10 protein-coding genes and 1 tRNA gene are annotated in these 12,654 nt (G+C 58.7%); all 11 read left to right on the forward strand.

The annotated features are described in order from the left end of the window. Positions 1 to 32: 32 nt before the first annotated feature. The 11 genes from IF204_RS15210 (at position 33) to rpoB (ending at position 12,639) form a co-directional block, all read left to right on the forward strand. Positions 33 to 2,342, forward strand: coding sequence for a DNA topoisomerase IV subunit A (locus IF204_RS15210; protein WP_194097916.1), 2,310 nt, complete (start codon positions 33 to 35; stop codon positions 2,340 to 2,342). Between the two features lie 223 nt (positions 2,343 to 2,565). Continuing rightward, positions 2,566 to 3,741, forward strand: coding sequence for an elongation factor Tu (gene tuf / locus IF204_RS15215; RefSeq protein WP_167636852.1), 1,176 nt, complete (start codon positions 2,566 to 2,568; stop codon positions 3,739 to 3,741). A gap of 118 nt (positions 3,742 to 3,859) precedes the next feature. Continuing rightward, positions 3,860 to 3,935, forward strand: a tRNA-Trp gene (locus IF204_RS15220). A 26-nt stretch (positions 3,936 to 3,961) separates the two neighbouring features. Beyond that, entirely contained in the window at positions 3,962 to 4,834 is an 873-nt protein-coding gene (locus IF204_RS15225) for a hypothetical protein (protein WP_194097917.1), read from the forward strand. A gap of 80 nt (positions 4,835 to 4,914) precedes the next feature. Next, entirely contained in the window at positions 4,915 to 5,109 is a 195-nt protein-coding gene (gene secE / locus IF204_RS15230) for a preprotein translocase subunit SecE (RefSeq protein WP_167636857.1), read from the forward strand. Between the two features lie 196 nt (positions 5,110 to 5,305). After that, complete coding sequence (gene nusG, locus IF204_RS15235; RefSeq protein ID WP_167636859.1) at positions 5,306 to 5,839, forward strand: transcription termination/antitermination protein NusG; 534 nt, start codon at positions 5,306 to 5,308, stop codon at positions 5,837 to 5,839. Positions 5,840 to 5,938: 99 nt separating this feature from the next. Continuing rightward, positions 5,939 to 6,364 carry a 50S ribosomal protein L11 gene (gene rplK / locus IF204_RS15240; protein WP_194097918.1) on the forward strand — a complete coding sequence of 142 codons (426 nt, stop codon included), beginning with the start codon at positions 5,939 to 5,941 and terminating at the stop codon, positions 6,362 to 6,364. A gap of 1 nt (position 6,365) precedes the next feature. Then, positions 6,366 to 7,064 (forward strand): 50S ribosomal protein L1, encoded by a 699-nt coding sequence (gene rplA, locus IF204_RS15245; RefSeq protein ID WP_194097919.1) that lies wholly within the window; start codon positions 6,366 to 6,368, stop codon positions 7,062 to 7,064. Positions 7,065 to 7,295: 231 nt separating this feature from the next. Beyond that, on the forward strand, positions 7,296 to 7,808 hold the full coding sequence (rplJ, locus tag IF204_RS15250) for a 50S ribosomal protein L10 (RefSeq protein WP_167636866.1): 513 nt from the start codon (positions 7,296 to 7,298) through the stop codon (positions 7,806 to 7,808). A gap of 74 nt (positions 7,809 to 7,882) precedes the next feature. Next, entirely contained in the window at positions 7,883 to 8,260 is a 378-nt protein-coding gene (gene rplL / locus IF204_RS15255) for a 50S ribosomal protein L7/L12 (protein ID WP_167636868.1), read from the forward strand. A gap of 239 nt (positions 8,261 to 8,499) precedes the next feature. Beyond that, complete coding sequence (rpoB, locus tag IF204_RS15260; RefSeq protein WP_194097920.1) at positions 8,500 to 12,639, forward strand: DNA-directed RNA polymerase subunit beta; 4,140 nt, start codon at positions 8,500 to 8,502, stop codon at positions 12,637 to 12,639. The last annotated feature ends 15 nt before the right edge of the window (positions 12,640 to 12,654 follow it).

Below are 12,654 nucleotides of genomic sequence, written 5' to 3' on the forward strand. Positions count from 1 at the left end.
AAACGGGGCGAGGCAGCGGCTAGACAACATCTATGACCGAAAGCTCCGAAGACCCCCAAATCGGCACCCCCGATTATTCCGAACCGCTTCGCCGCGCGATTGGTGAGCGTTACCTCACCTATGCGCTTTCGACGATTATGCACCGTGCGCTGCCTGATGCGCGGGATGGTCTGAAGCCGGTTCACCGCCGCATCCTCTATGCGATGCGCGAACTGCGTCTGGCGTCGAACGGCGGTTTCCGTAAGTCGGCAAAGATCAGCGGTGACGTGATGGGTAACTATCACCCCCACGGCGACGCTGCGATCTACGACGCGATGGCCCGCTTGGCGCAGGACTTTGCCGTGCGCTATCCGCTGGTGGATGGTCAGGGCAACTTCGGCAATATCGACGGCGATAACCCTGCTGCGAGCCGATACACCGAAGCGCGTATGACGGCCCATGCCGAAGCGCTGCTCGAAGGTCTGAACGAGAACGCTGTCGACTACCGTCCGAACTACGATGGTACGCTGGAAGAGCCTGTCGTGCTCCCCGCTGCGTTCCCGAACCTACTGGCCAACGGTGCGTCGGGTATCGCGGTCGGTATGGCGACAAACATTCCGCCGCATAACCTGCACGAGCTGATCGAAGCTTGTCTGCACCTCATCAAGTCGCCCGACGCGCGCGACGAGACCCTGATGCAGTACGTGCCGGGGCCGGATTTTCCGACGGGCGGTATCATTGTTGAACCGCGCGAATCCATTGCCGAGACGTACCGCACGGGTCGCGGCTCGATCCGCCTGCGTGCTCGCTGGGAGATCGAAGACCTTGGCCGCGGTCAGTGGCAAGCTGTTGTCACCGAGATCCCGTATCAGGTCCAGAAATCCAAGCTGATCGAAAAGCTGGCCGAGGTCATCCAGACCAAGAAGGTCCCGCTGCTCGCCGACGTGCGGGACGAATCCGCCGACGACATCCGCATCGTGCTGGAACCGCGCGCCAAGACGGTCGAGCCCGAGATGCTAATGGGCATGCTGTTCAAGAATTCGGACCTCGAGTTGCGGTTCAGCATGAACATGAACGTGCTGATCGACGGCGTGACGCCGAAGGTCTGCTCGATGAAGGAAGTGCTGCGCGCCTTCCTCGACCACCGCCGCGAAGTGCTCTGCCGCCGCAGCCAGCACCGCATGGACAAGATCGACCACCGTCTGGAGGTGCTCGAAGGCCTGATCATCGCCTTCCTCAACCTCGACCGCGTGATCGACATTATCCGCTACGACAACGATCCCAAAGCCGCGTTGATGGCCGAGGATTGGTCGATCAAGCGCAAGCGCGCCACCGACGAGACGGACTATGTCTCGCCGCTGCCTTCGAAGGGTGAAGGCGAGCTGACCGAGGTTCAGGCCGAAGCGATTCTCAACATGCGTCTGCGCAGCTTGCGCCGCCTTGAAGAAATCGAACTGACCCGCGAGCGCGATGCGTTGCTTGAAGAGCGCGCTGGGCTGGTCGAACTGCTGGCCGACAACGGTAAGCAGTGGGCGAAGATTGCCGAAGAACTCCGCGAGACCCGCAAGCAGTTCGGCCATAGCGCCGAGCGCGGGAAGCGCCTGACGACCTTCGCTGACGCTGCCGAGGTCGAAGAAGTCCCTATGGAAGCGATGATCGAGCGCGAGCCGATCACAGTGATCTGTTCCAAGATGGGCTGGATTCGCGCGATGAAAGGGCACGTCAGCCTCGACACCGAATTCAAGTTCAAAGACGGCGACGAGGGCCGCTTCGCCTTTCACGCAGAGACGACGGACAAGATGATCGTCGTTGGCTCCAACGGACGATTCTACACTTTGCTTGGTGCGAACCTTCCGGGTGGCCGCGGCATGGGTGAGCCTCTGCGTCTGATGATCGACCTGCCGAACGACGTGGAAATCGTCGATATCCTCGTTCACCAGACCGGCCGCAAACTGCTGGTGGCGTCCTCCGAAGGTGACGGTTTCATCGTTCCCGAAGCAGAGGTTATGGCGCAGACCCGTGCCGGTAAGCAGGTGCTCAACGTCAAGGACGGCATCGTGACGCGCGTGGTGAAGCCGGTTGTGGGTGATACCGTCGCTGTCGTGGGCGAAAACCGCAAGGTATTGGTCTTCCCGATCGAAGAATTGCCCGAGATGACGCGCGGCAAAGGCGTACGTCTGCAAAAGTACAAGGACGGCGGCCTTTCGGACGCCACGACCTTCAACATTGCCGATGGCCTTTCGTGGTTCGATCCCGCCGGTCGCAAGCGCACGGAAACCGAGCTGGCCGAATGGTCCGGCAAGCGTGCGGGCACCGGACGGATGGCACCGCGCGGCTTCCCGCGTGACAACAAATTTAACTGATCCGGGGCCGGCGGAAACGCCGGTTCTCGCCCCATCGGGATGTCGTTTCGATGCAACATTCCGGCGGAGACGCGCTCGAATGCGGTTTTGATCCCGCGTTCGGTCCAAAGTCGTGCCGTTTTGACTAACTGACGCTTGATTTCCGCACGGTTTGCCAATACATCGCCCGCGATGTTGAACCGGGCCTTGATGCGGCCCCCGAACTCGGAAGGCGCCTTCTCAAATGGCTAAGGCAAAGTTTGAACGTTCCAAACCGCACGTTAACATTGGCACGATCGGCCACGTTGACCACGGCAAAACCACTCTGACGGCAGCGATCACCAAGTACTTTGGCGATTTCAAAGCGTACGACCAGATCGACGGCGCACCGGAAGAGAAGGCCCGCGGTATCACCATTTCGACCGCCCACGTCGAATACGAGACCGAAGCACGTCACTACGCACACGTCGACTGCCCGGGTCACGCTGACTACGTTAAGAACATGATCACCGGTGCTGCCCAGATGGACGGCGGTATCCTGGTTGTTAACGCAGCTGACGGCCCGATGCCGCAGACCCGCGAGCACATCCTTCTGGCTCGCCAGGTTGGCGTTCCGGCTCTCGTTGTGTTCATGAACAAGGTTGACCAGGTTGACGACGAGGAACTCCTCGAGCTCGTCGAAATGGAAATCCGTGAACTGCTTTCGACCTACGACTTCCCGGGCGACGATATTCCGATCGTAGCAGGTTCGGCTCTGGCCGCTATGGAAGGCCGCGATCCGGAAATCGGCGAAGAGAAGATCAAGGCTCTGATGGCTGCTGTCGACGAGTACATCCCGACTCCGGCACGTGCTGTTGACCAGCCGTTCCTGATGCCGATCGAAGACGTGTTCTCGATCTCGGGGCGTGGTACCGTTGTGACCGGTCGTGTTGAGCGCGGTGTGATCAACGTTGGTGACGAAATCGAGATCGTGGGTATCCGCGACACCTCGAAGACCACCTGTACCGGCGTTGAAATGTTCCGCAAGCTGCTGGATCGCGGTGAAGCCGGCGACAACATCGGCGCCCTGCTGCGCGGTGTTGACCGTGAAGGCGTTGAGCGTGGCCAGGTTCTGTGTAAGCCGGGTTCGGTCAAGCCGCACACCAAGTTCGAAGCCGAGGTCTACATTCTGACCAAGGAAGAAGGCGGCCGTCACACTCCGTTCTTCGCGAACTACCGTCCGCAGTTCTACTTCCGCACCACTGACGTCACCGGTACCTGCATCCTGCCGGAAGGCACCGAGATGGTCATGCCGGGCGACAACCTGAAGCTTCAGGGCGAACTGATCGCTCCGATCGCTATGGAAGAAGGCCTGCGCTTCGCGATCCGCGAAGGTGGCCGCACCGTTGGTTCGGGCGTTGTCTCGAAAATCATCGAGTAATTCGGACCAAAATCCGGACTACACTAAGGGTCGCCGAAAGGCGGCCCTTTTTCGTTGCAGTAATTGCATTTGACCTCTTGATCTCCCCTCGGTCCTGCCGTAATCACCGCGTCGGCGTAGGGGTATAGCTCAGTTGGTAGAGCGACGGTCTCCAAAACCGTAGGTCCCGGGTTCGAGCCCTGGTGCCCCTGCCAGCCACCGCTACTAGACAGGTAGCCAGATGAACCAGACCATCGAAATCACACTGCACCTTGGCGCTCACAAAACAGCATCCAGTCATTTGCAGCGTTCGATACTGGATCACGAAGAAGCGCTCATCACTTTTGGCACCCGGGTTTACGGACCGCCGCATTTCCGCAACCGCGGTCGGTCTATCCCGACCCTGTTCGGGTTGCGTCCTTGGGGGAATCGCAAGCTCACCCGCCGCGAGCCGGAGGACCAGTTGCGCTTCATGGCCAAGGGTGATCCGCGCGTTTTCCTGACCGAGGAGAACTTCCTCGGACCGCTGCTGAATGCCGAAGGTGGCTTGTCGCTGCCGCTCTACAGTGAAGCCGCACTGCGTATTCAGGCACTAGCTGACGCGGTGCCGGGCGCCAAGCTGCGCGTCGCGCTCGCAATCCGCGAGCCGCACAGCTTTCTCGGATCGGCATATTCGCAAGCGCTCTTCGCTGGCCGCATCACAGAGCCCGCCGAATTCATTGCCGCGAACGCTCCCGCCGATGTCGATTGGCTGCGGCTTTGTCGAGAGATCGCGGGTGTTGCTGGCTTAGATGAGTTGATCGTCTGGCGCTACGAGGACTACGGCCAGCTCTTCCCGACAATCGTCGACGACATGCTGGGGCAGGGCGCGCGGAATATCGTACAGGCGCACCCCAAGGCGCTCCACACCGGCCTGTCGCGTGACGCGCACCAGCAGGTGATGGAGCTTGCGGGCAACGACATTGAAAATCTGGCGATGACAGCGCGCCATGAACTGCCGATTGGGCCCGACAATCCGCCGTTCAGACTCTTCGAGCAGCCCGACACCAGCGCTTACCAACGGCAGATAGAGGCGATCCGCGCGTTGCCGAATGTTCGCTTTCTGGAGCCCTGATACAGCGACTTTGCCGCGAAGGCTTGAAAACAGGGGCGGAGTTGCGTAAGTCCCGCCCGATCAGACAGAGGACTCACCTAATGGCCCGGACCAATCCGATTCAGTTTATCCAGCAAACCCGTGCTGAAATTGCCAAGGTTGTCTGGCCGTCGCGCCGCGAAGTCGTCATGACCACCGCTATGGTGCTGTTCATGGTCATTCTGCTGGCAGTGTTCTTCTCGCTGACCGATCTGATCATCCGCTTCGGTCTCTACGATCTGATTCTGAAGCAGTAAGCCCTTTAAGGGAAACAGGCTTTCACCCCTTGCCAGCAGTGGCATAGGGCGGTATGAGCCGAAAACTCCGGAAGGGCGTGCGGCGAATCGCGTTGCGCGCCGATTTTCTATTTTCCGGGAACTTGCGGATAAGCCGCTAAAGAAATTGGAATAAATGCCCTTGTGCGGGGCTGTTTACGGCGAGGTGTCGGAGAAGATGGCGAAACGGTGGTACTCGGTTAGCGTTCTCTCGAACTTCGAAAAGAAGATCGCCGAACAAATCCGCGCCAAGGTCGAAGAGCAGGGTCTCGAAGACCAGATCGACGAAGTTCTGGTTCCGACCGAAGAGGTCATCGAGGTCCGTCGCGGTAAGAAAGTGCCGACTGAACGCCGGTTTATGCCGGGTTACGTTCTGGTGCACATGGAAATGTCGGACGAGGGCTATCACCTCGTCAACTCGATCAACCGGGTCACCGGTTTCCTTGGCCCGCAGGGTCGCCCGATGCCGATGCGTGATGCAGAGGTTCAGGCAATCCTCGGCCGCGTCGAAGAAGGTCAGGAGGCTCCGCGTGTGGAGATCCGCTTCGAGATCGGCGAGAAGGTCAAAGTAAACGACGGCCCGTTCGAAGGCTTCGATGGCATGGTCGAGGAAGTAGACGAAGACAATCAGCGCCTGAAGGTGACTGTCTCGATCTTTGGCCGCGCTACGCCGGTCGAACTGGAATTCACTCAGGTCGCCAAGCAGGCCTGATTGACCTCGTGGGAGGCTAGCGGGCGCGCCCGTGATGCCGGACCACACAACTGAACTCCGCCCACGCGTGGTGCGGATGTTGGAAGAAGGAGAGGCCCAATGGCCAAGAAAGTAATGGGGCAGCTCAAGCTGCAAGTCCCCGCTGGCGACGCAAAGCCGGCACCGCCCGTCGGTCCGGCTCTCGGTCAGCGCGGCATCAACATCATGGAATTCTGCAAGGCGTTCAACGCCAAGACTGCAGACATGGAAAAGGGTGCTCCGTGCCCGACCGTGATCACTTACTACCAAGACAAGTCGTTCACCTTCGAAATCAAGACCCCGCCGGCGTCGTACTACCTGAAGAAGGCCGCAAGCCTGAAGTCGGGCGCCAACAAGCCAGGCAAAGAGACTGTTGGTAACGTTACTGTTGCTCAGGTTCGCGAAATCGCTGAGGCCAAAATGAAAGACCTCAACGCCAATTCGGTAGAAGCCGCTATGCAGATCATTCTGGGTTCGGCACGCTCCATGGGCATCGAGGTAAAGTAAGATGGCAAAACTCGGTAAGCGTATCGTAGCAGCTCGCGCTGCATTCGAAGGCAAAGAAAACCTGTCGGTCACCGAAGCTGTTGCTCTGGTAAAAGACAATGCCAAAGCCAAGTTCGACGAGACTGTTGAAGTCGCTCTGAACCTCGGCGTTGACCCGCGTCACGCTGACCAGATGGTTCGTGGCACTGTCAACCTCCCGAACGGCACCGGTAAGACTGTTCGCGTTGCTGTTTTCGCTCGTGGCGACAAGGCTGAAGAAGCCAAAGCTGCTGGCGCAGACGTCGTTGGCGCAGAAGACCTGATGGAAACCGTACAAGGCGGCAAGATCGACTTTGATCGCTGCATTGCTACCCCGGACATGATGCCGATCGTCGGCCGTCTGGGTAAGGTCCTCGGCCCGCGCAACCTGATGCCGAACCCGAAGATCGGTACTGTAACCATGGACGTGACCGAAGCTGTTAAGGCAGCCAAGGGCGGTCAGGTTCAGTTCAAGGTCGAAAAAGCCGGTGTTATCCACGCTGGTATCGGTAAAGCATCGTTCGACGCTGCTGCTCTCGAAGAAAACCTGAAGGCTTTCGTCGACGCAGTTCAAAAAGCCAAGCCGGCTGGTGCCAAGGGCGCCTACATGAAGAAAGTCTCGATCTCCTCGACCATGGGTCCGGGCGTATCGGTTGACGTTTCGTCGGCTACCGGCAACTAAGAATTTTCGCCGCTACGGCGGTGAAATGGCAGGGCTGGAAACGGCCCTGTCCTGTCCGAGACGGAGGGTGAGGGGAACCTCATAAATCCTTCCTGAGATGGGAAACGAGATTTGGATTTCCGTTCTACGAACGGGCGATTCTGGCCTCGGGACCCTGAAACGGACCCGAACGGCCCTCAAGATTTGGGGGTCAACATGAGCCGGGGGAAACCCCAAACTTGGAGTGAAACTGTGGATAGAGCCCAGAAAGAGAAAGTGGTCGAGGAACTCGGCCAGATCTTTGAAAGCTCTGGCGTCGTGGTGGTTGCCCGCTACGAAGGCATGACAGTCGCTGAAATGCAGGACCTCCGCGCGCAGATGCGCGATGCGGGTGGTGCTGTACGCGTTGCCAAGAACAAGCTCGCCAAGATCGCCCTCGAGGGTAAGCCGTGCGAAAGCATCGGTGACTTCCTCACGGGCATGACCGTACTCACCTACTCCGAAGACCCGACTGCTGCTGCACGGGTCATGGACAAGTACGCCAAAGGCAACGACAAGCTCGTTATCCTCGGTGGTGCTATGGGTGAAACGGCCCTGGACCAGGCTGGTGTCAAAGCTGTGGCCCAACTGCCGTCGCGCGAAGAGCTTATCGCTCAGATCGTGTCGTGCATTGGTGCACCCGCTTCGAACATCGCCGGTGCCATCGGCGCGCCTGCTTCGAACATCGCCAGCATTCTCTCGACCATCGAAGAGAACGCTGCGTAAGCAAATTGTCTGTCCTCGTAGGGTCTTGCACCCGCACGTTGGAATACACATCTTAAACGAACGGAAAGCATAAAATGGCTGATCTGAAGAAACTTGCTGAAGAGATCGTTGGTCTGACCCTTCTCGAAGCACAGGAACTGAAAAACATCCTGAAAGAAGAGTACGGCATCGAGCCGGCAGCTGGTGGCGCCGTAATGGTTGCTGGCCCGGCTGGCGACGCTGGTGGCGCTGCTGCTGAAGAAAAGACCGAATTCGACGTCGTCCTGAAGGACGCCGGCGCTTCGAAGATCAACGTGATCAAAGAAGTTCGCGGCATCACCGGTCTTGGCCTGAAAGAAGCCAAAGAGCTCGTAGAAGCTGGCGGCAAGGTCAAAGAAGGCGCTGCGAAAGCAGAAGCAGAAGAAATCAAAGCCAAGCTGGAAGCAGCTGGCGCCAAGGTCGAACTGGCCTAATTGGTTTCTTCAGGGCGCGGATGCGCTCTGGATATCAGGCTGGGTTCGCGGTTTCGCGAGCCCAGCCGAACCTGTCTCAGAAGGTGGCATTTTATGAGCCACCTTCTCGGGTAGGTTCCAATAGTCGGGAGGCCCCCCTTGGGAAGGGGGCCAGGAATAGACTGGAACCCCCTTCTCAATGGGAGACTGCCGCGGCCCCGGCGACATGATCCCGCAGAGATCGAAAGGTGATGACGCACATGGCTCAGAGCTACCTTGGCCAGAAACGCCTGCGTAAATACTACGGCAAAATTCGTGAAGTACTGGAGATGCCGAACCTGATCGAGGTTCAGAAGTCTTCGTACGACCTTTTCCTCCGTTCGGGTGACGAAGACACTCCGCGCGACGGCGAAGGCATCAAAGGTGTTTTCCAATCTGTTTTCCCGATTAAGGACTTCAACGAGACTGCGGTTCTCGAGTTCGTAAAGTACGAGCTTGAAAAGCCGAAGTTCGACGTTGACGAGTGTATGCAGCGCGACCTGACTTACTCGGCGCCGCTGAAAGTTACGCTCCGCCTGATCGTATTCGATGTCGACGAAGACACCGGTGCGAAGTCGGTTAAAGACATCAAAGAACAAGACGTCTTCATGGGCGACATGCCCCTGATGACTCCGAACGGTACATTCATCGTCAACGGTACCGAGCGTGTGATCGTATCCCAGATGCACCGCTCGCCGGGCGTATTCTTCGACCACGACAAGGGCAAGACCCACTCGTCGGGTAAGCTGCTGTTCGCATGCCGCATCATTCCCTACCGCGGCTCGTGGCTCGACTTCGAATTCGACGCCAAGGACCTTGTCTACGCACGTATCGACCGTCGCCGTAAACTTCCGGTCACGACCCTGCTGTACGCACTGGGTCTCGACCAGGAAAGCATCATGAATGCTTACTACGACACCGTCGAATTCTCGCTCGACAAGAAGGCCCACGGCTGGGTAACGAAGTTCTTCCCGGAACGGGTGCGGGGTACCCGTCCGGCGTATGACCTCGTTGACGCCGACACCGGTGAAGTCATCTGCAAGGCAGGCGACAAGGTTACACCGCGCGCCGTCAAGAAGCTCATCGACGAAGGTAAGGTCACCAAGCTTCTGGTGCCGTTCAACCACATCGTCGGCAAGTTCATCGCTGAGGACGTCATCAACGAAGAAACCGGTGCGATCTATGTCGAAGCCGGTGACGAGTTGACCCTCGAGATGGACAAAGACGGCGAAATCATCGGCGGTACCGTTAAGGAACTGATCGACGCCGGCATCACCGATCTTCCGGTTCTCGACATCGACAACATCAACGTCGGTCCGTACATCCGCAACACCATGGCTGCCGATAAGAACATGAACCGCGACACCGCGCTCATGGACATCTATCGTGTCATGCGTCCGGGTGAGCCGCCGACCGTTGAAGCTGCTTCGAACCTGTTCGACACCCTGTTCTTCGATAGCGAACGCTATGACCTCTCGGCTGTTGGCCGCGTGAAGATGAACATGCGTCTCGCACTCGACGCAGAAGACACCCAGCGTACCCTGCGCAAGGAAGACATCATTTCCTGCATCAAGGCGCTGGTTGAGCTTCGCGACGGCAAGGGCGAAGTCGACGACATCGACCACCTCGGTAACCGCCGTGTCCGTTCGGTCGGCGAACTGATGGAAAACCAGTACCGCGTCGGTCTGCTCCGCATGGAGCGCGCGATCAAGGAACGTATGTCCTCGGTCGAGATCGACACTGTCATGCCGCAGGACCTGATCAACGCGAAGCCGGCTGCCGCCGCTGTGCGTGAATTTTTCGGTTCCTCGCAGCTGTCGCAGTTCATGGACCAAACCAACCCGCTTTCGGAAGTCACCCACAAGCGCCGTCTTTCGGCTCTTGGACCGGGCGGTCTGACCCGTGAGCGTGCAGGCTTCGAAGTTCGCGACGTCCACCCGACCCACTACGGTCGTATGTGTCCGATTGAGACGCCGGAAGGTCCGAACATCGGTCTGATCAACTCGCTGGCAACCTTCGCTCGCGTCAACAAGTACGGCTTCATCGAAACCCCGTACCGCAAAGTTGTCGAAGGCAAAGTTTCGGACGACGTGTCGTACATGTCGGCCACCGAAGAGATGCGTCACACCGTAGCTCAGGCCAACGCAACCCTCGACGAAAACGGCGTTTTCCAGAACGAACTGGTCAACACCCGTCAGGCCGGTGAATACACCCTCGCTCCGCGTGAGTCGGTTGACCTCATCGACGTTTCGCCGAAGCAGCTGGTCTCGGTCGCTGCATCGCTGATCCCGTTCCTCGAAAACGACGACGCTAACCGCGCTCTTATGGGCTCGAACATGCAACGTCAGGCAGTTCCGCTGCTGCAGGCATCGGCTCCGCTCGTCGGCACCGGTATCGAAGGCAAGGTTGCGATCGACTCTGGCGCTGCGATCACCGCACGCCGCGCTGGTATCATCGACCAAGTCGATGCGACCCGTGTTGTTGTTCGTGCGACTGCTGACCTCGAAGTCGGTGACCCCGGCGTTGACATCTACCGTCTGCGCAAGTTCCAGCGTTCGAACCAGAACACCTGCATCAACCAGCGTCCGCTGGTGAAGGTAGGCGATACCGTTGGTAAGGGCGAAGTCATCGCCGACGGTCCGTCGACCGATATGGGCGAACTGGCTCTGGGTAAGAACGTCATCGTCGCGTTCATGCCGTGGAACGGTTACAACTACGAAGACTCCATCCTGATCTCCGAACGTATCGTGAAGGACGACGTATTCACCTCGGTTCACATCGAGGAATTCGAAGTCGCTGCACGTGACACGAAGCTCGGGCCGGAAGAAATCACCCGCGACATCCCGAACGTCGGTGAAGAAGCGCTGCGTAACCTCGACGAGGCCGGCATCGTTTACATCGGCGCCGAAGTCGGACCTGGCGATATCCTTGTCGGTAAGATCACTCCGAAGGGCGAAAGCCCGATGACGCCGGAAGAAAAGCTTCTCCGCGCCATCTTCGGTGAAAAGGCTTCGGACGTCCGTGACACCTCGCTGCGTCTGCCGCCGGGTGACTATGGTACCGTTGTGGAAGTTCGCGTCTTCAACCGTCACGGCGTCGAGAAAGACGAACGTGCGTTGCAGATCGAGCGTGAAGAAGTCGAACGTCTGGCACGTGACCGTGACGACGAGCTCGCAATTCTCGACCGCAACATCTACGCCCGTCTCAAGTCGATGATCCTCGGCAAAGAGGGTGTCAAAGGTCCGCGCGGCTTCAAGTCGGGTTCGGTTATCACCGAAGAGACCCTTGGCGAACTCAGCCGCGGTCAGTGGTGGCAGCTGGCTCTGAAGGACGAAGACGATGCGAAAATCGTTGAAGCCCTGAACGAGCAGTACGAGATCCAGAAGCGCTCGCTCGACGCACGCTTCGAGGACAAAGTCGAGAAGGTCCGTCGTGGTGACGATCTTCCGCCGGGTGTCATGAAGATGGTTAAGGTCTTTATCGCCGTGAAGCGCAAGCTTCAGCCGGGCGATAAGATGGCAGGTCGTCACGGCAACAAGGGTGTTATCTCCCGCGTTGTTCCGATCGAAGACATGCCGTTCCTTGCCGATGGTACTCCGGTCGACTTCGTGCTGAACCCGCTGGGCGTTCCGTCGCGTATGAACGTTGGTCAGATCCTTGAAACCCACATGGGTTGGGCATCGCGTGGTCTGGGTCTCCAGATCGACGAAGCTCTGGACGAGTACCGCCGCTCGGGCGACATGACCCCGGTTCGTGACGCGCTGAAGATCACCTACGGTGACGACGTCTACGAGGAAGGCTTTGCCGATCTCGAAGAGCAGAAGTTGCTGGAACTCGCAGGCAACGCCCGTGGCGGTGTTCCGATTGCGACTCCGGTCTTCGACGGCGCCAAGGAAGCCGACGTCAACGACGCGCTTGCGCGTGCTGGCTTCGACACATCGGGTCAGTCGGATCTGTTCGACGGCCGCACTGGTGAGAAGTTCGCCCGTCAGGTAACTGTCGGCGTGAAGTACCTGCTCAAGCTGCACCACCTGGTCGACGACAAGATCCACGCTCGTTCGACTGGTCCGTACTCGCTCGTCACCCAGCAGCCGCTCGGTGGTAAGGCGCAGTTCGGTGGTCAGCGCTTCGGGGAAATGGAAGTCTGGGCTCTCGAAGCCTACGGCGCTGCATACACCCTGCAGGAAATGCTCACCGTCAAGTCGGACGACGTTGCCGGCCGTACCAAGGTCTACGAGTCGATCGTCAAAGGCGAAGACAACTTCGAAGCCGGTGTTCCGGAATCGTTCAATGTTCTCGTCAAAGAAGTTCGGGGCCTCGGCCTCAACATGGAACTCCTGGATGCGGAGGACGACGAGTGAGGCGTTCGCGCCTCA

Origin of the sequence: Marivivens aquimaris, assembly GCF_015220045.1 — a bacterium.
Classification (GTDB): Bacteria; Pseudomonadota; Alphaproteobacteria; order Rhodobacterales; family Rhodobacteraceae; genus Marivivens; species Marivivens aquimaris.